Source organism: uncultured Pontibacter sp., assembly GCF_947499215.1.
Taxonomy (GTDB): Bacteria; Bacteroidota; Bacteroidia; order Cytophagales; family Hymenobacteraceae; genus Pontibacter.
The window spans coordinates 14231-38961 of sequence record NZ_CANMNI010000001.1 but is presented as its reverse complement, the minus strand read 5'-3'; the positions used below and the strand labels follow the sequence as shown (position 1 = coordinate 38961).

Below are 24731 nucleotides of genomic sequence, written 5' to 3'. Positions count from 1 at the left end.
AATACGTCAGAAACAGCGGATCATGCCAAAGGTTTGTGCTGAAAGCGGGTATATTTTCGCAGCCAGAAACGGTAGCCCACCACAGCCAGCATAGCCGTTCCGATACCCACCAGTGCGCCACCCAGCGTATCACCCGGATAGTGCACACCTAGGTATATGCGTGAGTAAGAGACCACCACAGCCCACATCACCAGAAATATCTTAAAGATCATGTAGCGGTCGGAGAGGATCAAGTTGAAAAATACTGCCAGCGCAAAACCCGTGGAGGCATGTGAGGAGAGGAATCCGAACTGTCCGCCGCAGCCACGCACCAGATTCACCATAGCCGAAATTTCAGGATCATGGCAGGGGCGCAGACGAGCAAAATACGGCTTGAAGATTCCTGAAGCCACATAATCAGCCAAACCAATACCTGCCACGGCCATTAGTAACATCGGGATGCTCTGCAGTTTATATCGCCAGACAATGTAACCGATCAGCAAAAGGTAAAAAGGAATCCAGAAGTATTTATCCGAAACCGTCACCATGATCGTGTCCCAGAACGGGCTCCGTTGCTCATTCAGAAAAAGGAACAGTTCCTGATCCAGCTTCTCCAGTTGGTCGATCATGCTTACTTACTATTGATCCAGTCGATATCCTTTTTGAGGTAGCCCAGCGTCTTCTCTTCCGCTCCGCCCGGCTCCGGCTTGTGGTTGTACACCCAAGAGGCATGCAGCGGCAGACTCATCAGGATGGATTCAATACGTCCGTTGGTAGCCAGTCCGAACTTGGTGCCACGGTCGTACACGAGGTTAAACTCCACGTAGCGGCCACGTCGGATCAGTTGCCACTGTTTCTCGCTCTCCCCGTAAGACAAGTTGCGGTTTTCGTTGATGATCTTGGTATAGAACGGCGCAAAAGCATAGGCCACATCGCGCACAAAGGCAAAACGCTGTTCCATGCTGATTTCGTCGGTAGCCATCAGTCGGTCGAAGAAAATACCGCCCACACCACGGGTTTCCTGTCTGTGCTCGTTGTAGAAATAGTCATCAGCCCACTTCTTGAACTCCGGATAATAGGAGGGATGGTGCTTGTCGCACACTGCTTTCATGGCTTCGTGAAACTCCCGGGCCTGTTTTACATCCACATAGATCGGGGTCAGGTCGATGCCGCCGCCAAACCATGCCGTGCCGTCGCCGGCCTCGAAGTAACGCACATTCATGTGCGTGATGGGCACCATGGGGCTGTGCGGGTGCATCACTACCGATACACCCGTCGCAAAGAACTTCGGATCGGGCATTTGCAGCATTTTGAGGAACTGGGGAGAGAGCTCGCCCTGCACCGCCGAGAAGTTGACGCCGCCTTTTTCGAGCACCTTGCCGTTTTCGATGATACGGGAAATTCCGCCACCGCCTTGCTCGTGCTGCCACTCGTCTTTCTGGAATGTGGCACCGCCATCGCAGTTTTCAAGGTCGCGCACCAGATCCAACTGGAATTGGCGCATAAAAGCTTCAACTTCTTCTCTGAACATTTTATAGACGTAAGATGTAAGACTCCGGACAACTGATATTTGGCCACAGATCTACTTAAAAACCAGCGCATAGCGCTGTAGACCAAAAATCAGCTCACAAAATTACCAAATTAAGGCCGCTCTACCGAACCTTCGTTCAGATTTTAGAAAAAGGGCATTTTTTCTTAACTTCGGCCAATCACAAGACTAAACCTATGTCAAAAGAATTGATGGAGGCCTTTAAGATAGATACAAGTATCCTTAAAAGGGCCTACCGCCTGATGATAACTGCCAAAACCATGGCAGACACCTACGAAGAAAATAAAACCATTTGCAGCAAGTATGTGCACAGCACTTCGCGGGGCCACGAAGCCATTCAATTGGCCACCGCATTTCAGCTGAAGCCTTACGACTACGCATCGCTTTACTACCGCGATGATTCCGTGCTCTTGGGCATTGGCATGCAACCCTACGAGCTCATGCTGCAACTCATGGCCAAAGCCGGCGATCCGTTCTCGGGCGGCCGCACCTACTACGGACACCCCTCATTGCGTCGCGAGGGCTTCCCAACCATTCCGCACCAGAGTTCTGCCACCGGTATGCAGGCGATACCCGCCACAGGTATGGCGCATGCCATTTCCTATTTTGAGTCGCAGGGACTTAATAACAGTGATGAAAAGCCAGTGGTGCTTTGCTCACTGGGCGACGGATCTGTGACGGAAGGGGAAGTAGCCGAAGCATTCCAGATGGCCGTGCTGAAAAACCTACCGATCGTATACCTCGTGCAGGACAATGACTGGGGTATTTCGGCCACAGGCAAGGAAATGCGGGCCATGGATGCCTACGAGTATGCGGCAGGCTTCAAAGGGATGGAGCGCCTGCGTGTGAATGGTTCTGATTTTGCCGAGTCGTACGAAGGCATGCGAATCGCCTTTGAATATGTACGCGAGGTGCGCAAACCAATACTGGTACACGCCAAGGTGCCTTTGCTGGGTCACCATACTTCCGGCGTGCGCCGCGAGTGGTACCGTGGTGAGAACCTACAGGAGCACAGCGTTAACGATCCGATCCCGAAACTGCGTCAGGCCCTGTTGGAGGCTGATGTCACTTCTGAAGAAATACAGTGGCTGGAGAACGAGGCGCAGAAAATCGTGTTGGAGGACTACCATCGGGCACTAGACGCCCCGGTTCCTGACCCGAGCACATTCGATCAGCATGAATTTGCTCCGACACCTGTTACAGAAGAAAAAGGCGACCGTCGCCCAGCTGGTGCTGAAAAAACCATTATGGTGGATGCCGCCCTGCACGCTGTGGACGATATTCTACGCACCTATCCAGAGGCCTTGTTTTACGGTCAGGACGTAGGAGGGGAGCTCGGTGGTGTATTCCGCGAAGCGGCCTTGCTGGCGAAGAAATACGGTGACAGCCGCGTGTTCAACACACCGATTCAGGAAGCCTACATTGTGGGTTCAACGGCAGGTATGTCCGCAGTAGGTGCCAAAGCCATAGTCGAGATTCAGTTTGCTGACTATATCTGGCCGGGTATGAACCAACTGGTGGAAGAGCTTTCCAAGAGCTGTTACCTGTCCATGGGCAAGTTCCCGGTGCAGTCGCTCATCCGTGTACCAATCGGTGCTTACGGCGGTGGCGGACCATATCACTCGGGCAGCATTGAGTCTACCTTACTGACCATCCGCGGAATAAAGGTAGTTTACCCAAGTAATGCCGCGGATATGAAAGGCCTGATGAAAGCAGCTTTCCTCGATCCGAACCCAGTTGTGATGCTGGAGCACAAAGGCCTGTATTGGTCGAAAGTAGCCGGTACGGAAGACGCCAAGACGGTAGAGCCAGATGAGAACTACATCTTGCCACTCGGTAAAGCTAATGTGGTGCAATACGCCAGCGACGAAGAAATCCGCATGGGCAACTCCGTGACTGTGATAACCTACGGCATGGGTGTATACTGGGCCAAGACCGCTTCGAAGCAATTTAAAGGCAGCGTTGAGATTCTCGACCTCCGCACACTCAACCCGCTCGATTTTGAGGCTGTAGTGGCTTCTGTTCGCCGCCACGGTAAAGCGCTGGTATTAACCGAAGAACCGCTGATGAACTCTTTCGCCGAGTCTTTGGCCGGCCGTATTTCTAAGGAGTGTTTCCAGCAATTGGACGCGCCGATCTATACTTTAGGTGCCGCCAATTTGCCGGCTATACCTTTGAATGTGGAGCTGGAAAAAATGATGCTGCCAAACCCCGAGAAAGTGGCTGCGACGATAGAAGAGTTGCTGAACTATTAAACTCAGGTTTATTATTTAATATAATAAGAATGCCCCGTCAATTAAAGGCGGGGCATTCTTATTTGTGTCAATCTTTAAATAGGGACCTTACCCCAAGGATTTTAAGGATTAGAAAGGATAACCGATGCCGATATTTAAGTTGGACCTTCTGGCATTGAACTGATCACCCTGTCGGAAGAAATCTGAGAAGCGGAAGTCGCGGATCACAAACTTATTGCCGAATACGTCACCCGCCGGGTCGTATACCTGTGTCGCGAAGTCGAAGCGAAGAATGACAACCGAGAAATTTAGACGCAGGCCAAAACCCGTTCCTACTGCCAGTTCCTTGTAAAAGCGATTGAATTCAAAATTAGAGCCGGGGCGGTTATCGGGCTTCAGCATCCACACATTACCGGCGTCAACAAACAAAGCGCCGTTAAGGAATCCCACCATGTTAAAGCGGTACTCAGCACTGGCTTCCAACAGTACCTCACCCGGTTGTTCAATTCTATAGTCAGGCACCGCTTCGCTCTCTCCACCTTGTGTTGTGATAGTGCGCATAGACAAATGGGAGCCCGGGCCTAGACGTCGAGCCGTCCAAGCCCGTACACTCGAAGCACCACCTGCAAAAAAGTATTTGTCGTAAGGTATAACTTCTGAACCAAACAGCGGTCCACCAACACCTGCATTCACCCGATAGACAAAATAGCGCTGGCCACCCAAGGGTATATAGCGTCTGTAATCCGGATTGATCTTGGCGTACTGGAACTTGCGGAGATTGCCAACATCAGGCATAATACCAAGTTTAGAGGAAAGCCCACCTACTTCGGTTAGTACACGAATATAGCGGGCATTGCGGGACTGGATAAAATCGTTTGTATTGTAAATCAGGTTAAAACCGATAAAGGAAATAAAGCCACTTTTAAAGCTTTCATTAAAAGATCTGATGCTAAGGCTGTCTAATACATCCTGAAAAGCAGGGTCAACACGGTCCACCTGAATGATGTTCACGTTAATCGGTGAAAACACATACTGTACCGTTGGCGTTTGCAAAGGGCGAGGGTATTTAAACCAGATGTAATCCAGTGAAGCCTCGTAGATGGAGCGCGAAAACTCAGAGCGGCTGACGTTAGTGTATCCGGTATAGATCCTCGTTCTTGGGTTATATTCCTGCAGAATGCTTTTCCCGCCAAAGGGCAGTACAAAAGTCGGGAAAGTAAGGGCAGCATCGCCACCAAACTCCCGGATCATAACCGTTTGTTGTTGATCCGAAATGTTGATCTGCCCCTCCAGACCACCTCGAATACCAAACTCCAGATTCTCAGCACCGCCAAACACATTGCGCACTTTCAGCCTGATGCTTGAAAACGGACCCGGACGCCGCTCCGTGAAGTTCATACCCAATTCGGTTGTCTCTTGAAATTTTTTCGAAGGCACGGCATTGATAAAAGCATCGAGTCGGTTACCGGCCAGCGTGTCAGCGGGATCAACCACTTTGCTGTAAGAAACATTGTTGAACTGGAAGACATCCATTTCGGCCAGTCGACGCTGGGTGAGCGACGTGCGAAATTGGCTGTAGCGCTGCCCCGGGTATACGCTTACTTTCTTATCAAGAATCTTTGTAGAGTAATTCTGGTCATAGGCCAAGTAATTTACCCCATTGAAAGTAGAGGTATCGCGTGTCATACCAAAGCGATCAGCGTCTGTTTTAAAGTATACATTGCGAATCAAGTATGACTTATGACGGGAATCATCCTCTGGATTCTGGATAACCGTGCGCAAACGCACGGTATTACCGCCATAACTAGTGTCAGGCTCAAATATGATATAGGCTCGTGCAAAGTCGAAATAGCCGTTGTGGCGTATCATATCATACAGGCGGTCACGCTCTTCGTTTATGATCTGCTCGTCAAAGACATCGCCTACTTTGAGTAAAGACCTATCTTCGTAGCGCTTTACAACAGCCAACAAGCTATCGTCTGGCACATTATAATCGAGGACGCTATACCTGTAGGGCTCATTTTCAACCACATTGATGGTAATATATACCTTCTTCCCTTTCTCTAGTTTTTCGTAGCTAGCCTCATGGTTGAAATAACCCTTGGTGTTCATGTAGATGTCCACCTGATCCATGGTGCGCTCCATTAAGAGAGAATCGTAAATAGCGGGTGGCTCACCAAGCTGCATCACGAAATTACCTTCCTCTTTGCGGTCACGCTGGCGGGAGATGCGCCGGTCAAAGCGATCCTGTATGCGACGCACTTTGGCGGAGTCGCCGGCGGCTTCACTTATCTTCTCAGATCTTCTGGTGCGCAGTTTGGCGATGCGCTGATCGATACGGGCGGGGCTGTAAAATTTTTTACCGAAGTTGTAGATGGCCAGATAAGGAGTAGAGCCCAGAAAGGTCCGGTTAGGCTGCTGTTGGTAAACCGCCTCGATATCCGTTTGGCTAACATGATCAATTCCCTTAGGTTCTATACCTAGCAAGAGCTGTTCGTTTTCACCAAGGTTCTTGGTGGGAACACAGGCAGTGAAACTTATAATTGTAATTACCAGCCCGAATATATAATATCGTGTTCTCAAACGATTCTCAGCTCTATGTTGTCGAAAGCAATTGTAAAATACGTTAACTCACTGCAAGTAAAAAAATACCGCAACCATCACCAAGCTTTTGTGGTGGAGGGGGCCAAGAGCGTGCTCGAACTCCTGCAATCGGATTTTGAAATGCAGCACTTGTTCATCACAGAGGAGTTCTTACAAGAGCACGGCAACAAGCTAAGCAAAGGTACACGATACGAACTGGTTAAAGAACAGGATCTGGTAAAAGCTGGTACTTTTTCGAGTAATAATGCCGCTTTGGCCGTAGCGCACATGCGACAGCTGCCCACTTTAAGTTTTCAGCCAACTGATTTTGCTATCGCGCTCGACGACATCCGCGACCCCGGCAACCTCGGCACCATCATCCGAATTGCAGACTGGTATGGCATCAGTACCATTGTCTGTTCTGATTCCTGCGCAGATTTTTACAATCCGAAGACCATTTCAGCTACTATGGGTTCCTTTACCCGCGTGAAGGCCCACTATCTAGATCTTGCCATTTGGCTGCGCGACTTACCGCAAGGTACACCAGTATACGGCGCCTCACTAGATGGTGACAACATTCACCGTATGCAGCTGCTCCCTCAAGGTATAGTGGTCATGGGCAATGAGGCCAACGGGATTCGACCAGAAGTGGCTAGTGAAGTCAACCGTCTGATCAAAATTCCTGCTTTTGGCAAAGCCGAATCACTAAACGTGGCTACCGCGACCGCCATCATTATTGATAATTTTATGCGAAACGCCACCTTATAAAATAGCAAGAGCCCCGATTGGGGCTCTTGCTATTACTATTATACTCACCAAAACAGCACGTTTAGTTAAATAAACGGAGTCCGAAGCTTATCACGTTGGCATCCGGTCCGCGATTTTCTTTGAACAGGTCGTTCATATTGTACTTCACGAACAGATCGAGGTTTCCATAGCCGATCACACCTGTCAAGCCATACTGGAAGTCAGAAAGATTGTAGCTGCTACGCACTTTTTCTTTCTGTGTCCTGCCAGCATCTTCAAACTTGAACTTGGAGTGCGCCCCCAAACGGTAGCCTGCAAAAGGTCCGGCACCAATCTTAAATCCTTCTTTGCCGTTTTGACGCTTAAACTTCAGCATAGGCATGAGTGGCACATTCACAGAAGAGTGGGTCAATTTGGCCTTGTCGTAGCTGATCTCCGTTTCTCTACGGAAGAATGTCACATCATTAATGTCTTCCTCAATGATGTAGTTTCTGTCGAACATGTAGTTGTTGAAGGCAAACTCAAGGCCAGACACCAGATAGAACGGACTCTTGCGGCCACCTATCTGAGAATTAAGGTGCCAGTTCAAACTTACATAGCGGGAGCCAAGCGGCTTCAGGTCAGGCACCTGCTGGTTGTCCTGATTCACAAAGTTGTTCAGGCCCAGATCTAAGTCAAAGTTGAACTTGGTTGGCTTGTAGCGATCTTTCTTTTCCTTCGTGCGAACGCTGTCACGCTCCGCTTTGCTAGGCACGTTCACATCCACCCGAGTGTTGCCGTCTTTTTCCTCAATCTCCACATCTATCTTAATATTCTTGTTGATGCGTATTTCATGCTTTTCTTTGCTCACCTTGCCATCCTGACCAGTCTCCTGCACCGTGATCGTCACAGTCTCCGGGTTGTTGTCGTCCTTACCAAAGGTTACGGTAGTCTGCTGCGACTTTAGGTCTTTGTTGACAGCATCCATGGTATCCACTTGATCCACATATTTGTTGAGCACCCGCATGAGAGAGTCGAGGCTATAGTTTTCGAAAGCTTTGAGCTGCTCTATGTTCTGCAGGTATAGCACCATTTTAGCGCCGTTGGCCATTTTTACAACTATGGTATCCTGTTCGCCGAGTCTTTCGCCGATGGTTAGGCCGCCTTTGGCAGACACACCGGTGGCTGCAGCCATGATGATGGCCGTTACGAGAAGTAGTATTCGTTTCATGGTTTTAAGAGGTTAGAGATTAATGACTTTTGATATTTTCTGTTTTCCAATTTGTGTTTCGAGTGCAATTCTGTCCGCGTTGATGCCGAGTTCAGAAAGCTCCACGCGCTCCCCGTTAGAGAGGTTGCGTACCTGCTTGAAGATGTTTTTAGCCAGTTTCTGCTTCTTCTGGAAGCCAGATTCTTCCATTTCATCTTCAGCTTGCTGCACTGCCACGGCCCGCTTTATTATAATTTCAACCGGCTGCGCGTTCATATCGACTGTATTAGCTGCAAACGTAGCAGGCATGGTTTCTCCTGTGTTATAGTAGTCGCCCTTCTGATGAACATCAGGTATAGCGGGCTTCTCTACCTGAGCTACCAGCTGCGCGGCAGGAACAATGGGATTTGCACTTGATTTCTGGCTTGCCTGCTTTGCTGCAGGTTTCGTAGCAACTTTGGCAATAGCCGCTTTAGGTGTTGTATTAACCCCTGCAGAAGCCTTTAAAGTTGGCTCAGCTGCTCTAAATACGATCTCTTCCGAAGTGTTGGCTTCACCGGCTGGCTCTGTCACTTGCGCTATACCTTGCTCAGATGCTAACTCAGTTACGGAAGGCTCTGTGATGATCAGTGGCTGTTCAGCGACTTGGTCATTGTTGCGGGCCATACCATCAACCGGCACGGCGCCTCGCTGCACATTGTAGAATACGATTCCCACTGAAAGCAATAGCACAATAGCCGCAGCGATGGAGTAGGAGAGCCACATGAAGCCGCGAGGCTTTTGCTCCTGCTCGTTGGTGGATGGCATTTCAGCTTCTATTCTGTCTTGCAGCCGGTTCCAGAGGTCGGCATGCGGCGTTGGCGACGATGGGCCCAATCGCTCCTTAAATAGTTTGTCTATGTCTTCTGGTCTCATATGTACCTCCTTTTATTAGCTGGCGATCGCTTCCAGTCCGGTTAGTCTTCGCTGGAGCATGGCGCGGGCCTTGCTCAGTTGTGATTTCGAAGTTCCTTCCGTAATGTTCAGCATATCGGCTATTTCTTTGTGTGAATATCCTTCAATTGCATACAGGTTAAAAACTGCCCTGTAGCCGGCAGGTAAAGTGCGTAACAAATCCAGTAGCTCACCCTCGGCCAACTCGTGGTCGGCGCCCATGCTGCCGGCCACTTGTACGTGGTCGTCTTCAATGGACAGGTAGAGCGACTCTTTTTTTCTCAAAAAACCAAGCGCTTCGTTTACCATGATGCGTCTTACCCAACCCTCGAAACTGCCTTTGCCTTCGAACTTGTCTATGTTCTGATATACCTTCATAAACCCGTTCAGCAAAGCCTCTTCGGCGTCCATCTGGTTTTTGAGGTAACGCAGGCACACACCGTACATCGGTGAGGCGAAGCGCTCGTAAAGGCATTTCTGCGCTTTACTTTCGGCCTTCTGGCAACCTGCTATTAACTCTTGTTCCGTCACGCTGGGTAAAATTTTATCAAATAATGTCGCTTTTCTGGCCTTTTTCTGAGCTGTTTTGTTGCTCTTTACCTCTTAGATGTAGATACTCACCCGGAGGTTGCCTAAGCAGGAATAAATTTCTGATATTTTTTTGAGTATATAGAATCGTTCACTCTATATTATTGAGCCTCAACTAGATTTTATTTCATATTCTTAAGAATAATTCTGAATTAGAAGCGCAGGAACCTGTTTCTATCAGAATGGCTTATATTTGTAGAGATGAAACTTGTGGCTATTTTCTTTTCCCTGTTCCTGTGCTGGACGGCCTGCCTGCCGTGCACGGACAAGATTATGGAAAGCCACGAGCATTTGCCTAACTTAGCTGACGTGGCCGACACAACCGGCGAATCCCCTTTCCACGAAGACACTTGTCCATTATTCTGCAGTTGTGGCTGTTGTGCCACGTTTACCATTACTGTCGAGCCCGAGCATATCGTGTTTCGTCTACCGGTTATCCCGCAGTCTAAACCGCTTATTTACCCTGAGCTGAGCGAAATCAAAATCGCCTCTACTTGGTGGCACCCGCCTCGGCTGGTAGCCTGATTCTATCATTTCATTAGTACAGCACAAAGTTAACTGCAAGCTTCCTATAGGCTTGTCGCTTAGCTGTATACTTATTTAAATTGATTCAAAATCAAGCTTACCATGTTTAATAAAATCATCGATTTTTCGATTCATAACAAACTGGTGGTCGGGCTGATGGTGCTGGCGTTGATCGTTTGGGGAACCTATTCTCTTACGCAACTGCCTGTTGACGCTGTCCCGGATATAACCAACAACCAAGTGCAGGTGGTCACTTCTTCGCCCACACTGGCTGCGCAGGAAGTAGAGCGTTTTATTACCACCCCCATTGAGATGGCCTTGGCCAACGTGCCAGATGTAATTGAAATGCGTTCTGTATCGCGTTTTGGGCTTTCTGTAATTACCGTCGTGTTCAAAGACGACGTGGACCAATATTTGGCACGCCAGATGATCTCAGAGCGCCTTGGCGATGCCGCCCGTCAGATACCAGAGCAAATGGGCACGCCCGAACTGGCTCCTGTTACGACCGGTCTGGGAGAAATTTATCAATATGTGTTGGTAACGAAACCAGAAAGCGGCAAAAAATACAGTCCAACTGAATTGCGTACCATCCAAGATTGGATCGTACGGCGCCAATTGCTGGGAACGCCCGGAGTAGCCGATGTGAGCAGCTTTGGCGGCTTCCTAAAAGAGTATGAGGTAGCCGTGAACCCGAGCCAGCTCCGCAGCATGAACTTGACCGTGACTGACGTGATCGGGGCACTGGAGCTAAACAACGAGAACACCGGAGCGGCCTATATTGAGAAAAACCAAAGCGCCTACTTCATCCGTGGACTGGGTATGGCGAGTACCCTTGAAGACATTGAGAAGATCGTAGTTTCAAACCGCAATGGCCTGCCGGTGCTGGTGCGCGATGTGGCGCAAGTGCAGTTTGGCCATCCGGTGCGTTACGGCGCACTAACCCGCAATACAGAGGGCGAAGTGGTAGGGGGCATTGTCCTGATGCTGAAAGGCGCCAACTCCTCCGAAGTTATCACAAACGTGCAGAATAAAGTGGCTGACATTCAAGCCTCTTTACCGGAGGGACTTATAATAGAAGCCTATCTTGATCGCAGCGAGTTAGTGGACAAGGCTATCAATACAGTAGCTACTAACCTTATAGAGGGCGGTCTGATTGTGATTTTTGTACTGGTACTGCTACTCGGCAACCTGCGGGCAGGTTTGGTAGTAGCCTCCGTAATACCTTTGTCCATGCTTTTTGCACTGGGCATGATGAATGTCTTTGGTGTATCGGGTAACCTGATGAGCCTCGGTGCCATCGACTTCGGATTGATTGTGGACGGCGCCGTGATCATCGTGGAAGGCGTGCTGCACTTTATCGTGGTCAAAAACAAAGATCTTCCATTGCGGCGTTTGACGCAGCGGGAAATGGACCTTGAAGTGAAAAGTGCTGCCTCAAACATCATGAACTCCGCCGCTTTCGGTATGCTCATTATCCTAATTGTATACTTGCCGATCATGGCACTGGTAGGTATAGAAGGCAAGATGTTCAAACCAATGGCGCAAACGGTGAGCTTTGCCATTATGGGAGCTTTTATCCTTTCACTCACTTATGTGCCGATGGTCTCGACCCTCTTGCTCAGCAAAACCACGAAGCACAAACCGAACATTTCTGATAAGATCATGGCATTTCTGGAGCGTGCTTACCGGCCGGTTATCACATTTGCCCTGCGGAGCAAGGCGCTTGTGATAGGGGCTGCTTTGGTCTTGTTTGCTTTCAGTTTGTTTGTATTCAGCCGCATGGGCGGTGAGTTTTTGCCTGATCTGGAGGAAGGTGACTTTGCCATGGACCTTCGATTGGTACCGGGCGCTTCGCTCACCCAAACCATCGAAACGACTACCAAAGCCAGTGAAATTCTCTTGACGCAATTCCCGGAGGTGACCGAGGTGATTGGCAAGATCGGTACGGCTGAGATCCCAACGGACCCCATGCCAATCGAAGCAGCTGACGTTATGATTCTGCTTAAAGACAAAGACGAATGGACTAGCGCCAGCGACAGACAGGAACTTGCCTCCAAAATGGACGAGGCCCTGAAAGTGCTGCCGGGTGTAAACTACGGCTTTCAGCAACCGATCCAGCTGCGCTTTAACGAACTAATGACCGGTGCCCGACAGGACGTGGCCATTAAGATATTCGGAGAAGATTTGGACCAGCTTTCAGACTTAGCAAACCAAGTTGACAAACTGATCGCCCCTGTGACGGGTGTGCAGGACATTTACGTGGAGGAGGTAACTGGTTTGCCACAAATCGTGGTGGATTACAACCGCGCCCGCTTGTCGCAGTACGGGCTGCAGGTAGCAGATGTAAACGCGGTACTTCGCACGGCCTTTGCCGGTCAGACCGCAGGAGCCATCTACGAGGGCGACCGCCGCTTTGACTTGGTGGTGCGCATGGAAGGCGGTGCCCGTCAGGACCTGCGTGACATTGAGAACCTGTTTATTCCTTTGCCGCAGGGTGGCCAGATACCGGTGCAGCAGGTGGCTGATATCCGTTTTGAGGAAGGTCCCATGCAGATTTCCCGTGAAGAAGGACGCCGCCGCATTGTAGTGGGCTTTAACGTGCGCGAACGTGATGTGGAGTCCATTGTGTCTGAGATTCAGGAGAAGCTGAACCGTGAACTGCCGCTGCCAGCAGGCTATTACATCACCTATGGTGGCCAGTTCGAGAACCTCGTGCACGCCAAAGAGCGCCTTTCGGTAGCCGTTCCAGCAGCACTCATGCTCATTCTGGCACTCTTATACTTTGCCTTTAAGTCCGTGAAGCAAAGTCTTCTCATTTTCACCGCTATACCTTTGTCAGCTATTGGGGGAATCTTTGCGCTTTGGCTGCGCGACATGCCTTTCAGTATCTCGGCAGGGGTAGGCTTTATCGCGCTATTTGGAGTGGCGGTTCTAAACGGAATTGTACTCATCGGCTACTTTAACCAGCTCAAGCGGGAAGGAATGACGGATGTCTATGAGCGCGTGTTGCTAGGCACAAGTGTTAGACTCCGCCCGGTGCTCATGACTGCTTCTGTGGCCGCGCTGGGCTTCCTGCCGATGGCCCTCTCTGGTTCTGAAGGTGCTGAGGTGCAGCGACCATTAGCAACGGTAGTGATAGGTGGCCTGTTTACATCGACCTTACTCACGCTCGTGGTGCTGCCGGTGCTGTATTACATTTTCTCTTCCAATGAAAAACCTACTGAAGAGGAAATTCAGCGTACTCCCGTGCCTACTCACATGATCGCGCTACTACTGATCTCAGGCAGTGTGTTATACGCCGGTCAAGGTATGGCGCAGTCAACACAGGGACCTCTGAGCCTACAGCAAAGTATAGACTATGCCCGGGAACACAACTTGGGCCTTAAGAGCGCAACCTACAGCGTGGAGCAGGAGCAGGCCATGCGCGGTGCGGCCATGGACTTACCTAAAACTAACGTTTCCTACAGTCGCGGACAGATTAGCACGATCAACAAAGACGAGTACATTTCCGCCTCCCAGCAATTCGCTTTCCCAACGGTATACCGCGATCAGGCACGACTTGTGAGCGCTAACATTCAACAGGCCGAGGCGCAAAAACAGATTGTTGAAAGGGAGCTGATCCGGGATGTGAAACAGGCTTGGTATCTCTTGCAGTACCAAAACGAGCGTCTGCGCTTGCTGCAGCAACAGGACAGTCTGTACGGACGCTTCACACGGGCAGCGACTATTCGCTTTCAGACAGGAGAGACCGGCTATCTGGAACAGGCCACCGCCGAGACACGCAGCTTAGGTATAAGAACTGAGCTGCAGCAAGCGCAAGCTGACCAGCAAATTGCTGAGCGCCGCCTTCATCAACTGTTACAGGCGCAGGAGCCGCTTCAGTTTGCCGATGAACGTCTGGCCAAACGGGAAATAATCGTGCAGGCTGACAGCTCCACCTTGGCCGCGAACCCTTACATTGCCTTTCTGCAAAGTACGATGCAAGTAGCCGAACGGCAAAAGCAACTCGAACAATCACGTTTGCTGCCGGACTTTACAGTCGGTTACTTCAACCAAACCTTTGTGAGGGAGGCTCCGCGCGAAAACCCAAATAGGGTCTATACCTCAGGCGACCGCTTCACGGGTTACGAAGTAGGTATAGCCGTTCCGCTTTGGTTCGGTGCGCAGAAGTCACGCATCAAAGCTGCCAAAATGAACGAGGAGGCCGTGAAGAGCCAAGCACGCTACCAGCAGCAGTTGCTTATGACCGAGCTACAGAATCTGGCGCAAGAGCTGCAGAAGCACAGCAACACGCTGGCTTTCTATGAGCAAGGAGCTCTGAAGCAGGCTGAACAAATGAATAAGGCCGCAGAACTAAGCTTTCGAACCGGCGACATCGACTACGTGGAGTATGTGCAAGCGCTCGATCAGGCCTACCAATTGCGCAGTAATTACCTCAACGCACTACGCGATTACAATCAAACCATTATCAGTTTAGAATTCACCGCAGGAATCGAATAACATGACAGCATATAAAATCAAAATAATCGCCCTATGTGGACTGATCAGTCTGGCGGCCTGCTCTAAGCAAGCGCCGGCCGAAGAACCTGAGGCTGCAAAAACTGAAGCTGCCACAGCCTCATCTCCTTTTGTCGTAGCTTTTTCTGAAGCACAGCAAAAAGTGGGCGGCATTGAACTGGGAACAATAGAAAAAAGGCAGATTTCAGCTCGCGTGTCAGCTAACGGACAGCTTCAACTGCCACCCCAGAACAAAGCCAGTATCAACCCCTTAATGGGTGGTGTGGTGCGCAGTATACCGATCAAAGAAGGAGAGTATGTGCAGAAGGGAAAAGTGCTGGCCACGATACAAAACCCAGAGCTAATCAAGCTACAGGAAGAGTACCTGACCACCCGCAACCAACTGCGTTTTGCCGAACAGGATTATGAACGCCAGCGTACCTTGAACGAAGAGCAAGTGGGCTCCCGCAAGCGTTTCGAACAAGCTGAATCGGATGTGCAGGTACAGCGGGCTAGGCTCAAGGCATTGGCCACCCACCTGACTGCGATGGGCGTTTCTTCTAAGAACGTGGAAGCGGGAAGAATTACCTCAACCATGGCGATCACAGCGCCTATCAGTGGCTATGTGCGTGTCATTGATGTGAACATGGGCTCTTATGCGCAGCCGGGTCAACAGATGTTTGAGATTGTGGACAACAGTCACCTGCACTTGGAACTAAGTGTATTTGAGCGTGACTTCAACAAGATGAAAGAAGGGCAGAAGGTGCTGTTTACAATGCCGAACGTGGCAGGAGAGCCGCTCGAAGCGGAGATCTTCGCATTGGGCAGGGCCTTTGAAGGTGACTCCCGCATGGTGACGGTGCATGCCGAGCTCGAGAATAACAAAAACTCCAATCTGTTGCCGGGCATGTATGTGAATGCGCAGATTTTGGCCGGTAAACAGGAGTTGCCAGCGCTGCCAGAAGAATCAGTGGTGCGCTACAAAGGCAAGCACTATGTGTTTGTAAAAGAGGGCACTACCACGTTCCGCATGCAGGAAGTGGAAACAGGCGTGGCTGAGGATGGTTTTACGGAAGTGAGACCATTGAAAGAACTTCCAGCCACAGCGCAGGTAGTCACCAAAGGCGCCTATTACGTGTTGGCCGAGAAAATGAAGTCTGAGGTTGCTGAGGAATAATCAGGCTTAGAAATGGCCTAAAAAAATACAGCGCTGGCTCCAATGAAGGGACCAGCGCTGTTATTTTGTGAAAGGATTAATTGTTAAATTAACTTTCAACTTTTAGCCATGTTTTTATACGTGGTAAAGGTTGTGTTAGGTTACAAATCTTTGAAAATAATTTAATTATTTTTCAAAATGTACCTTAGGAGGCTCGTTTGGCTACTAAAATTGGCTCCAGCACAGTCCATACATTATCGGCCAGAATGTGCTGGCCCTCAATAGTTGGGTGTATACCGTCACCCTGATTCAGTGCTCGGTCACCAGCCACACCTTCTAAGATGAAAGGTATAAGCGCCACGTCTTTGTCCTCAGCCAGTCGAGTATATACCTGTTCAAACTCTTTCGTAAAGCGTTGGCCCATACTCGGCGGCATTTGCATACCTGCCAGAATGATTTCCGCTTCCGGATTCTGTTCGCGCACCTTATCGATGATCATTCCAAGGTTATCATAAGTCGAAGCAGGATCTATACCTCTAAGCCCATCGTTCGCACCTAGTTCCAGTACAAATACATCGATCGGCTGTTTAAGCAACCAGTCAATACGGCTTTTGCCACCGGCAGAGGTTTCACCACTTAACCCGGCATTCACCGCCTTATAAGGCAGTCCCATCGAGTCGATACGCTCCTGAATCAGGGCAGGGAAGGCTTGGTCAGGCTCCAGTCCGTAACCGGCTGTGAGGCTGTTTCCGAAGAACACAATCGTCTTGATACGCTCGTTTTTCGGTGCTTCGGCAGTGGTTGTCGTGTCTGATTGTACCTGTTGTTCAGTTGCCACCTGTTCGGTAGTAGGAGCCTGCTCGCAGCCCGCCAAGGTGAGGAAAAGGGCTAGGAATAAGGAGATATACTTGCTGTTTTTATTCATGAAAGTGATTTTTTGCTAAATTTAGTTTTATCAATCTTAAAACCTATAACGACCGGTATAAGTTATTAGGTTCGGGATTCGTTTCAAGTATAGCTATACCTGAAACAGTTTGATACTACTATTACCGTTCCATAAATCACAAGCTACGTGTCTACTATACTAGAAATCAACAACCTTAAGAAAACCTACGACAGTGGCGACCGCCACCTGACCGTGCTGGAGGGAATAAACTTTACACTACAAGCCGGTGACACCTGTGCGATCGTAGGGCCATCCGGAAGCGGCAAAACCACCTTGCTGGGTCTTTGCGCCGGACTAGACCGTGCCAGTAGCGGCTCCGTGGTCCTTAATGGTGTACGCCTCGACAATCTGAGCGAAGACGCCCGGGCGCAGGTGCGTAACCAGTACGTGGGCTTCATCTTTCAGAACTTTCAGTTGATACCTACGCTCACGGCCCTCGAGAACGTGATGGTGCCATTGGAGCTGCGCGGTGAACGCAATGTGCAGCGCGAAGCCATGGATTTATTGGCGCGAGTTGGACTCGCTGAGCGCCACGACCATTACCCTACGCAGTTATCGGGTGGGGAGCAACAGCGCGTGTCGCTGGCAAGGGCATTCTCGAATCGACCTACCATTCTTTTTGCCGATGAACCAACTGGTAATCTGGACGAGGAAACTGGCGATAAGGTAGAAAGTCTCTTGTTTGAGCTGAACCGTGAGGCCGGTACTACGCTTGTTCTCGTGACCCATGATTTGGAGCTGGCCGAAAAGACACAGCGCATTATCCGCATCAAAGGTGGCCACGTGGCATCAGATACCGGGGCTCCTGAAACGATCCACCAGCCAGAAGACTCCAACCTTTCCTAAGGTATAATCACCAATATCATAAAGACTTATCTAACCTAACATCAAGTATACCTTGTCTGACAACAAGCCAAATCCGGATAAACCGAAACTGAACATACCTTGGCTCCTCAAAATGGCGTGGCGTGATACCCGCCGTAGTCGGGGCAGGCTCTTGCTGTTCCTGTCGTCCATCGTGCTAGGTATAGCTGCCTTGGTAGCCATTAATTCGTTCCGAGATAGTCTGCAATTAGCCATCGACGATAAAGCCCGCAGCCTGATTGGTGCTGATCTGGTGATGGGCATGAACAAAGAGCCCGACTCGCTTTCTATGGCCATCATCGACTCGGTGAGCACGCTGGGCAAACGCTCCGACGAGAACCGCATGATGTCGATGGTGTACTTTGTGAAAAGCAATGATACCCGATTGGTACAAGTGCGGGCGCTCGAAGGCGAATTCCCATACTTTGGAGCCATCGAGACAAAGCCAGAAGAAGCCAGCCGCAGTTTCCGGGAAGATAAACGCGCGCTCGTTGACCATAACCTAATGCTGCAGTACGAAGCCCAAGTGGGGGACTCGATTCGGGTAGGTGCGCTGACCTTTGCGATTGAGGGTGCCTTACACCGTATACCCGGCCAAACTGCCATGACCGCCGCCGTAGCGCCAGTGGTGTACATTCCAAGACAATATCTGCCCGAAACCGGCCTAATCCAGCGTGGTAGCCGGGTTTCCTATTACTACTACTACGACCTGAACGAAGCTGTGCAGCCGGACACACTGGGTAAAAAGCTGGATCCGCGATTTGAAGAACTCGGCATGTTCTATGATACTGTGGAAACGCGGAAAGCGAGCATGGGCCGATCATACGATGAACTGGCCCGTTTTCTGGCACTCGTAGGCTTTGTGGCTTTGCTATTGGGCTGCGTGGGTGTAGCCAGTGCGGTGCACGTATACATGCGCGACAAACTATCAACCATCGGCATTTTGCGCTGTTTGGGCATGAGCGGCAAACAAGCTTTTCTGGTATACCTGTTCCAAGTGATGGGCATGGGTTTAATTGGAGGTATAGCCGGTGCTGCGCTCGGAAGTGTGGTGCAACTGATTCTTCCAGAGCTATTCAAAACCTTTTTGCCAGTTACCGTTGATGCCTATTTCTCGGTTTCGGCTGCGGCACAGGGTGTGTTAATGGGTGTGATCGTATCCGTCCTGTTTGCGCTGTTGCCACTCCTGAGTATCCGTCAAGTATCGCCTTTAATCACGCTGCGGGCTACCGTCGAGCATCTAACAAACCAGAAAGACCCGCTCCGATGGGCGGTATACGGTTTGTTGCTTGGCTTCATTGTGGTCTTCTCACGTTGGCAAATGGGTACGTGGTGGCAAGCGCTCTACTTCACGGGAGGCGTTATTGCGGCCTTTTTGGTGTTGGCTTTACTGGCTAAAGGCCTATCGTGGACCGTCAAACGCTTCTTCCCGACCCACTGGGGCTACGTATGGCGACAGGGACTGGCCAACCTATACCGACCCAATAACCAGACCTTGTTGCTGATGGTGTCTATTGGATTGGGTACGGCACTGATCGGCACGCTCTTTATGGTGCAGCGCACCTTGCTGAGCGAGGTATCCTTGTCCGGAACAGAAAGCCAGCCTAACCTCGTGCTCTTCGATATTCAAAATAGCCAACGCGATCAGGTCGCCGACTTGACCAAAGCGGAGGGACTGCCTATCTTATACTTCGACCCGATTGTTACGGTAAGGCTGGAGCAGATCAATAACCTGACGCTGGCGGATGTACGCAAGGACACGACCTTAGAGATTAGACCGAGAAACTTTACGCGGGAATACCGGGTAACTTACCGCGATCATCTCAGTGATTCTGAAAAAACAGAAGCCGGTGAATGGATCGAAGGGCAATTTAGATCAGGTGACAGAGTGCCTGTGTCGCTGGAAGAAGGATACGCTGAACGCATCAAAGTAAAAGTAGGGGATTCCCTTATCTACAATGTGCAGGGAGCGACTATACCTGCCCGCGTGGTTCACCTTCGCCGGGTCGACTGGAACCGGGTACAGACCAATTTCCAAGTACTCTTCCCGAAAGGTGTACTAGAAGAGGCACCACAGTTCCATGTGCTGATGACCCGTAGTGACAATGAGCAACAGGCCGCGCAGTTTCAGCGGCGTGTGGTGGAAGCTTTCCCGAACGTATCAGCCATCGGTCTCGACCTGATCCTGCGCACCTTGGAGGAAGTAGTCAGCCAGATTTCATTTGTGATTCAGTTCATGGCGCTCTTCAGCATATTTACTGGTTTACTGGTTTTGGTAGGCTCTGTGAATGTAAGCAAATTCCAACGGGTGCAGGAGAGTGTGCTCTTGCGTACGCTGGGCGCTAATAAAAAACAAATTCTAGGTATAACGCTGATGGAGTACTCCATGCTGGGCATATTGGCTGCAGCCGTAGGCTGCGTGATTGCTTTTGGCGCTGCATGGGCCTTGGCGGTGTTCAGCTTTGAAATGGAATTTGTACCAGTGCTCTGGCCATTGCTGGTAATTTTCGTGGTGGTTACACTCTTGACTATTGCGGTGGGCTTGCTCAATAGCCGTGGTGTGCTCAACAGACCGCCTTTGGAGGTTCTAAGGAGAGAAGCGTAGAAGACTTAGAGTTGAGGAGTTTGGGATTCTTGAAATTGGGGATTAAGAAATTAGAAGCTATCAAGTCAATGGTTTCTAATTTCTTAATCCCCAATTGTTTAAAAACAAAAAAGGGATCTCTTGAAAGATCCCTTTTCCTAAAGATTGAATAGACAACAAATGCCATCTTCAAACTTTGATTATATTGGTTTATACGCCCGACTTTTTGGGAGGTTTCAGCTCCTGAAAAAATTCTTTAAAAAAATTTAATAGGTACTGGACGCCAGCATGACCAGCGTGCAATGGTGCATGGTTTCTATACCTGCGTCTTCAGCCATTTGCTCCAGTTCACGGTTTTCTGTCCCCGGATTAAAAATAATTCGCTTTGGCTGTAAGGAGATAATATAGTCATACCAAGTCGGCTGATTCTGCGGTCCCACATAAAGCGTAACCGTATCAACTCCGCTTATTTTCTCTGTTTTATCGGTTATGATTGGCTGACCACCAACTTCTCCTTTGCGAATGCCTACCGGCACCACTTCGTGGCCATGCTGTTGCAGGCGGTGAATAGCTTTGTAGGCAAAACGGGACGGATTATCAGTAGCACCTAGTACAAGTGTCTTTTTCATAGCTCAGATATTTTGATCTCTCTATTTAACCCCGATCAGCGCCGAAACGTTACAGGGCAATCAGGTCTAAAACCGATACAATACAATTTGGCTATACCTGCGCCAACACTTTAGCAGCGATCTTCTCAGCGCAACGCTCCCCATCCATCGCCGCTGATACGATACCGCCTGCATACCCGGCACCTTCCGCGCATGGGTATAGGTTCTTGATCTGCACATGCTCCAATGTCTCACGGTCACGCGGTATACGCACAGGGGAGGAGGTGCGGCTCTCCACCCCAATGATCTGGGCATCGTTGCTCAGGTAGCCACGCATCTTGCTGCCGAAAGCCTTAAAACCCTCACGCAGACGATAAGCCATAGCGGGCGAGAACAGTTTGTTCATATCCACTGGTGTCAGGCCAGGCTGATAGGAAGTCTCTAGCAAAACGCCACCGGTTTTCTGGTGTGTGAAGTCAAGGAGGAGCTGGGCAGGGGCTTTTTGGGTGCTGCCGGCCATTTCACAGGCTTTGCGTTCCAGTTCTTCCTGCATGCGCAGTCCGGCAAGCGGACCATACTTATCAAGCTCCATGTCTTCCAGCTCGATGGCCACGACTATACCTGAGTTGGCAAACTTAGAGTCGCGTCGGCTTGGTGACATGCCGTTCACGACCACCTCGCCGGGGGCAGTAGCCGATGGCACGATAAAGCCGCCCGGACACATACAGAAGGAGAAAATACCGCGCTGTTTGTTGTCATATACCGTTTGGTGTACCAGTGCATACGAAGAAGCCGGCAGCCAGCAGCCGCGGTCTTCGCACTTATATTGTATGCTGTCGATCAATTTTTGCTGGTGCTCTACACGCACACCCATGGCAAATGGCTTTGCCTCGATGGTAATGCCTTTGTGATGCAGCAATTCAAAGATGTCGCGGGCGCTGTGGCCGGTAGCGAGTATAACAGCTTCACCGGTATAGCTCTCACCATCCTGCGTTAGGACGCCTTTCATTTCTTCTTGCTCCACGATAAAATCGGTCACGCGCTTGTCAAACAACACCTCACCACCTGCGGCTTCAATGCTTTCGCGGATAGCCGTGATGATACGGGGCAGCTTATTCGTGCCAATATGCGGATGGGCATCGAAAAGGATGTCGCGGGTAGCACCATGTTGCACAAAGATCTCGAGTATACGCTGCAGATCGCCCCGCTTTTTAGAGCGGGTATAGAGCTTGCCATCGGAGTATGTACCGGCGCCGCCTTCCCCGAAACAGTAGTTCGAGTCCGGGTTCACGATATGCTCTTTATTGATGGCTGCCAGATCACGGCGACGGGCACGCACGTCTTTGCCGCGCTCCAGCACGATCGGCTTTAGACCCAGTTCAATGCATCGCAAGGCCGCAAACAATCCGGCAGGACCGGCGCCCACAATAATCACTCTCTTGGCATTGCTAACATCAGAGTAAATATACTTAGCCGAAAGAATATCGGCAGGAGGGGTGTCAAGGTATAGATCGGCTCGTACACGAAGCAAAACCTGACGGCCACGGGCGTCGATAGAACGCTTGATGCGGTGTATGTGCTTTACATCTTCCGGCTTGAGACCGGCACTTTTAATCAGCTCTAGCTCCAACACTTCGTCGTTGTACGCCACTTCCGGCGACAACACGACTTCAATTTCTTTCTTCTTCATTTACAACAAGTAAGGTAGTTATCCTTAAAGTTTAGTTTTACTAAATATCTCCATTCAGCACTTTCTCAACCCAGCCTTTCCCCCAGTTTTCGAGTTCTTCTTCCGACCACAGTTCTGGGTAGAAAATGCGCTTTTGGAATTTTGGAGGCAGGTACTTCTGCCAATTGGTGCCACCGGTTGCGGCGATCACTTCTGGGTCGCGCTGCAGGTAGCGTACGGCTGACTTATAATGCATCAGCGGCCAGTTCACGTTCACGTTGCTGTCCAGTTCACGCAACTGGCGGATCAAACGCGGGTTTTGCTGTTCTTCTTCAGACAAACGCTTATAGGCAGACCAAACGTTCATATGCTCGTACTGCCTTGCAAAATGGATCAGTTGCTGCGTGTACTTTTCCTCGAATCGAAGCAAGGTCAATGTTTTAGATCCTGACGAAACCTCAGTAGCACCTTCTTTCCAGTAGATACAGCCCATCATTTCCTCATGCGTGCTCTGCAAACCCAGTGCTTTGCGTTTCTCTTTATCGGTAAGGTTGCGCAACTCCGTCGAAGCAATCTCGATCATACGGTATTGCACGGATTGGAAACCACTTGCCGGCATCAGCGCCATCCTGAACTGAAGGAACTGTTTCGGGTCCATCCCGTCCACCATCACATCAAAAGAGTCGATCAGGTTCTCGAAATAGCGGTTAATACGCTTCAAGCGTTTGAAGAGCACCTCACCTGTAAGTCCCTTGTCTTCACCAATTTGACGATACTCCTCCAAACAAAGCTTAAAATATAGCTCCGTAATCTGGTGATACATGATGAAGATCTTTTCATCTGGAATGCTAGTGCGTGGATTTTGCAGACTCAACAGGGTATCGAGGTGAATGTAATCCCAGTAGTTAAGGTAGTCCGTGTAGTAAAGCCCCTCCAGATAAGCGGCCAGATCCTGCCCGAGCGGCACGTATTTGGCTTCTAGTCTGCGAAGTTGCTCCAGTACTTCCGGCTTAAAGGGTTGTTGCTCCATGGTATACAGATGGGGTTTGGTGAGACGCCATTATCCGCACAAAGTAAATAAAACTATCGAAGAGATGATGCTGTGTGCCTAATTTATGTCTGTTTCTATACTAGAACAAAATACAGAAGAGAAAAATCCAACTGGCCAAGCAACCAAACACCCATTCCATGTATCTTCTCTCTAACAAGTTGTAGCTGTACCACCAAGTGATCGGATTAGCTGAAAGGGCAAAATGGTTAATGGGCACAATGCTGATATTGATAGAGCAAATGCTGCAGTTGGTAGAAATCAGTAGAATATACCGGTTAAAAAGTGTTATAATAAGCCCTAATTGTTAAATTTGGGTTTTACGATATTTACCCGCTGAGAATATAATGGCAGAAAAAAGTAGTGTTTTTGACATGATTGGTCCGATTATGATTGGCCCTTCAAGTTCGCATACCGCTGGCGTTGTGCGCATTGCGCGCGCGGCGATTCGGGTGTTGGGCGCCGCTCCCCAAGAAGCTATCATCACTTTCTACAACTCTTTTGCCCAAACCTACGAGGGTCACGGCTCCGATCGCGCCATTATAGCCGGTTTGCTGGATTTCAAAACAGATGATAAACGCATCAAGGAAGCCTTTGACCATGCCAAGGAGCGCGGACTCAAGTATACATTCCGTTCGGTAGGCAATGCCTCTACCATGCACCCTAACACCATCAAGCTAAACCTGAAAGCCGGTGACCGCGAGGTAGAGGTGATCGGGCAAAGCCGGGGTGGCGGTGTGATCAAGATCGTGGAGGTGGACGGATTCACGGCCAACTTTTCGGCTAACCTGCATACCCTGATCATAGACGCAGGCGACGTGAAGGGAAGTATCGCCTTCATTGCAACTGTCATCGCGCAAGACGACTGTAACATCGCCACCATGAGCGTATCGCGCAAAGGCAAGAACGAAATGGCACGCCAGTTCATAGAGATGGACTCTGGCATAAAGCCCATTACACTGGAGTACCTCAAACAATTAAGTTGGGTGAAACATGTCATCTACATACCGAACATCGACCTATAAGAAGATA

The 24731-nt window shown here is 49.9% G+C and carries 18 protein-coding genes; 8 read left to right on the top strand and 10 right to left on the bottom strand.

Annotation, left to right across the window (positions count from 1 at the left end; all coding sequences use genetic code 11):
* Positions 1 to 20 precede the first annotated feature (20 nt).
* Positions 21 to 608 (bottom strand): phosphatase PAP2 family protein, encoded by a 588-nt coding sequence (locus tag Q1A04_RS00160; RefSeq protein ID WP_299699511.1) that lies wholly within the window; start codon positions 606 to 608, stop codon positions 21 to 23.
* 2 nt (positions 609 to 610) lie between these two features.
* The gene (gene hemF / locus Q1A04_RS00155) at positions 611 to 1510 is read right to left on the bottom strand and encodes an oxygen-dependent coproporphyrinogen oxidase (protein ID WP_299699509.1); all 900 of its coding nucleotides are present in this window, start codon (positions 1508 to 1510) and stop codon (positions 611 to 613) included.
* 194 nt (positions 1511 to 1704) lie between these two features.
* On the opposite strand from hemF, the gene Q1A04_RS00150 reads away from it, so the two are divergent.
* Positions 1705 to 3783 (top strand): thiamine pyrophosphate-dependent enzyme, encoded by a 2079-nt coding sequence (locus Q1A04_RS00150; RefSeq protein ID WP_299699508.1) that lies wholly within the window; start codon positions 1705 to 1707, stop codon positions 3781 to 3783.
* 108 nt (positions 3784 to 3891) lie between these two features.
* Here the strand turns inward: Q1A04_RS00150 and Q1A04_RS00145 are convergent, their stop codons facing one another.
* Positions 3892 to 6345 (bottom strand): BamA/TamA family outer membrane protein, encoded by a 2454-nt coding sequence (locus tag Q1A04_RS00145; RefSeq protein WP_299699506.1) that lies wholly within the window; start codon positions 6343 to 6345, stop codon positions 3892 to 3894.
* A 15-nt stretch (positions 6346 to 6360) separates the two neighbouring features.
* Between Q1A04_RS00145 and Q1A04_RS00140 the strand changes: the two genes are divergently transcribed.
* A complete protein-coding gene (locus Q1A04_RS00140) occupies positions 6361 to 7113 on the top strand; it encodes an RNA methyltransferase (protein ID WP_299699504.1) in 753 nt (250 codons plus the stop codon).
* A 61-nt stretch (positions 7114 to 7174) separates the two neighbouring features.
* Here the strand turns inward: Q1A04_RS00140 and Q1A04_RS00135 are convergent, their stop codons facing one another.
* The 3 genes from Q1A04_RS00135 to Q1A04_RS00125 are packed head-to-tail and all read right to left on the bottom strand — an operon-like array spanning position 7175 to position 9745.
* Entirely contained in the window at positions 7175 to 8302 is a 1128-nt protein-coding gene (locus Q1A04_RS00135; protein ID WP_299699502.1) for an outer membrane beta-barrel protein, read from the bottom strand.
* A 12-nt stretch (positions 8303 to 8314) separates the two neighbouring features.
* Complete coding sequence (locus tag Q1A04_RS00130; protein ID WP_299699501.1) at positions 8315 to 9196, bottom strand: hypothetical protein; 882 nt, start codon at positions 9194 to 9196, stop codon at positions 8315 to 8317.
* Between the two features lie 15 nt (positions 9197 to 9211).
* Complete coding sequence (locus Q1A04_RS00125) at positions 9212 to 9745, bottom strand: sigma-70 family RNA polymerase sigma factor (RefSeq protein ID WP_299699499.1); 534 nt, start codon at positions 9743 to 9745, stop codon at positions 9212 to 9214.
* Positions 9746 to 10012: 267 nt separating this feature from the next.
* Between Q1A04_RS00125 and Q1A04_RS00120 the strand changes: the two genes are divergently transcribed.
* The 3 genes from Q1A04_RS00120 (at position 10013) to Q1A04_RS00110 (ending at position 16001) form a co-directional block, all read left to right on the top strand.
* On the top strand, positions 10013 to 10327 hold the full coding sequence (locus Q1A04_RS00120) for a hypothetical protein (RefSeq protein ID WP_299699497.1): 315 nt from the start codon (positions 10013 to 10015) through the stop codon (positions 10325 to 10327).
* Between the two features lie 102 nt (positions 10328 to 10429).
* Positions 10430 to 14827: a CusA/CzcA family heavy metal efflux RND transporter gene (locus Q1A04_RS00115; protein ID WP_299699495.1), complete on the top strand. Its 4398-nt coding sequence runs from the start codon at positions 10430 to 10432 to the stop codon at positions 14825 to 14827.
* A gap of 1 nt (position 14828) precedes the next feature.
* Positions 14829 to 16001 (top strand): efflux RND transporter periplasmic adaptor subunit, encoded by a 1173-nt coding sequence (locus tag Q1A04_RS00110; protein ID WP_299699492.1) that lies wholly within the window; start codon positions 14829 to 14831, stop codon positions 15999 to 16001.
* Between the two features lie 184 nt (positions 16002 to 16185).
* Here Q1A04_RS00110 and Q1A04_RS00105 read toward each other — a convergent pair whose 3' ends face one another.
* The gene (locus Q1A04_RS00105; RefSeq protein ID WP_299699489.1) at positions 16186 to 16905 is read right to left on the bottom strand and encodes an arylesterase; all 720 of its coding nucleotides are present in this window, start codon (positions 16903 to 16905) and stop codon (positions 16186 to 16188) included.
* Between the two features lie 147 nt (positions 16906 to 17052).
* Here Q1A04_RS00105 and Q1A04_RS00100 point away from each other — a divergent pair, with 147 nt between their 5' ends.
* Both Q1A04_RS00100 and Q1A04_RS00095 read left to right on the top strand, forming a co-directional pair.
* Positions 17053 to 17772 (top strand): ABC transporter ATP-binding protein, encoded by a 720-nt coding sequence (locus Q1A04_RS00100; protein WP_299699486.1) that lies wholly within the window; start codon positions 17053 to 17055, stop codon positions 17770 to 17772.
* Between the two features lie 112 nt (positions 17773 to 17884).
* A complete protein-coding gene (locus tag Q1A04_RS00095; protein WP_299703611.1) occupies positions 17885 to 20395 on the top strand; it encodes an FtsX-like permease family protein in 2511 nt (836 codons plus the stop codon).
* 245 nt (positions 20396 to 20640) lie between these two features.
* Here Q1A04_RS00095 and Q1A04_RS00090 read toward each other — a convergent pair whose 3' ends face one another.
* The 3 genes from Q1A04_RS00090 to Q1A04_RS00080 all read right to left on the bottom strand — a co-directional run bounded on the left by Q1A04_RS00090 (position 20641) and on the right by Q1A04_RS00080 (position 23681).
* Positions 20641 to 21003 (bottom strand): CoA-binding protein, encoded by a 363-nt coding sequence (locus tag Q1A04_RS00090; RefSeq protein WP_299699483.1) that lies wholly within the window; start codon positions 21001 to 21003, stop codon positions 20641 to 20643.
* Positions 21004 to 21094: 91 nt separating this feature from the next.
* A complete protein-coding gene (locus Q1A04_RS00085) occupies positions 21095 to 22672 on the bottom strand; it encodes an NAD(P)/FAD-dependent oxidoreductase (RefSeq protein ID WP_299699481.1) in 1578 nt (525 codons plus the stop codon).
* Between the two features lie 40 nt (positions 22673 to 22712).
* Entirely contained in the window at positions 22713 to 23681 is a 969-nt protein-coding gene (locus Q1A04_RS00080) for a tryptophan 2,3-dioxygenase family protein (RefSeq protein WP_299699479.1), read from the bottom strand.
* 365 nt (positions 23682 to 24046) lie between these two features.
* On the opposite strand from Q1A04_RS00080, the gene sdaAB reads away from it, so the two are divergent.
* On the top strand, positions 24047 to 24724 hold the full coding sequence (gene sdaAB / locus Q1A04_RS00075; RefSeq protein WP_299699476.1) for an L-serine ammonia-lyase, iron-sulfur-dependent subunit beta: 678 nt from the start codon (positions 24047 to 24049) through the stop codon (positions 24722 to 24724).
* Positions 24725 to 24731 lie beyond the last annotated feature (7 nt).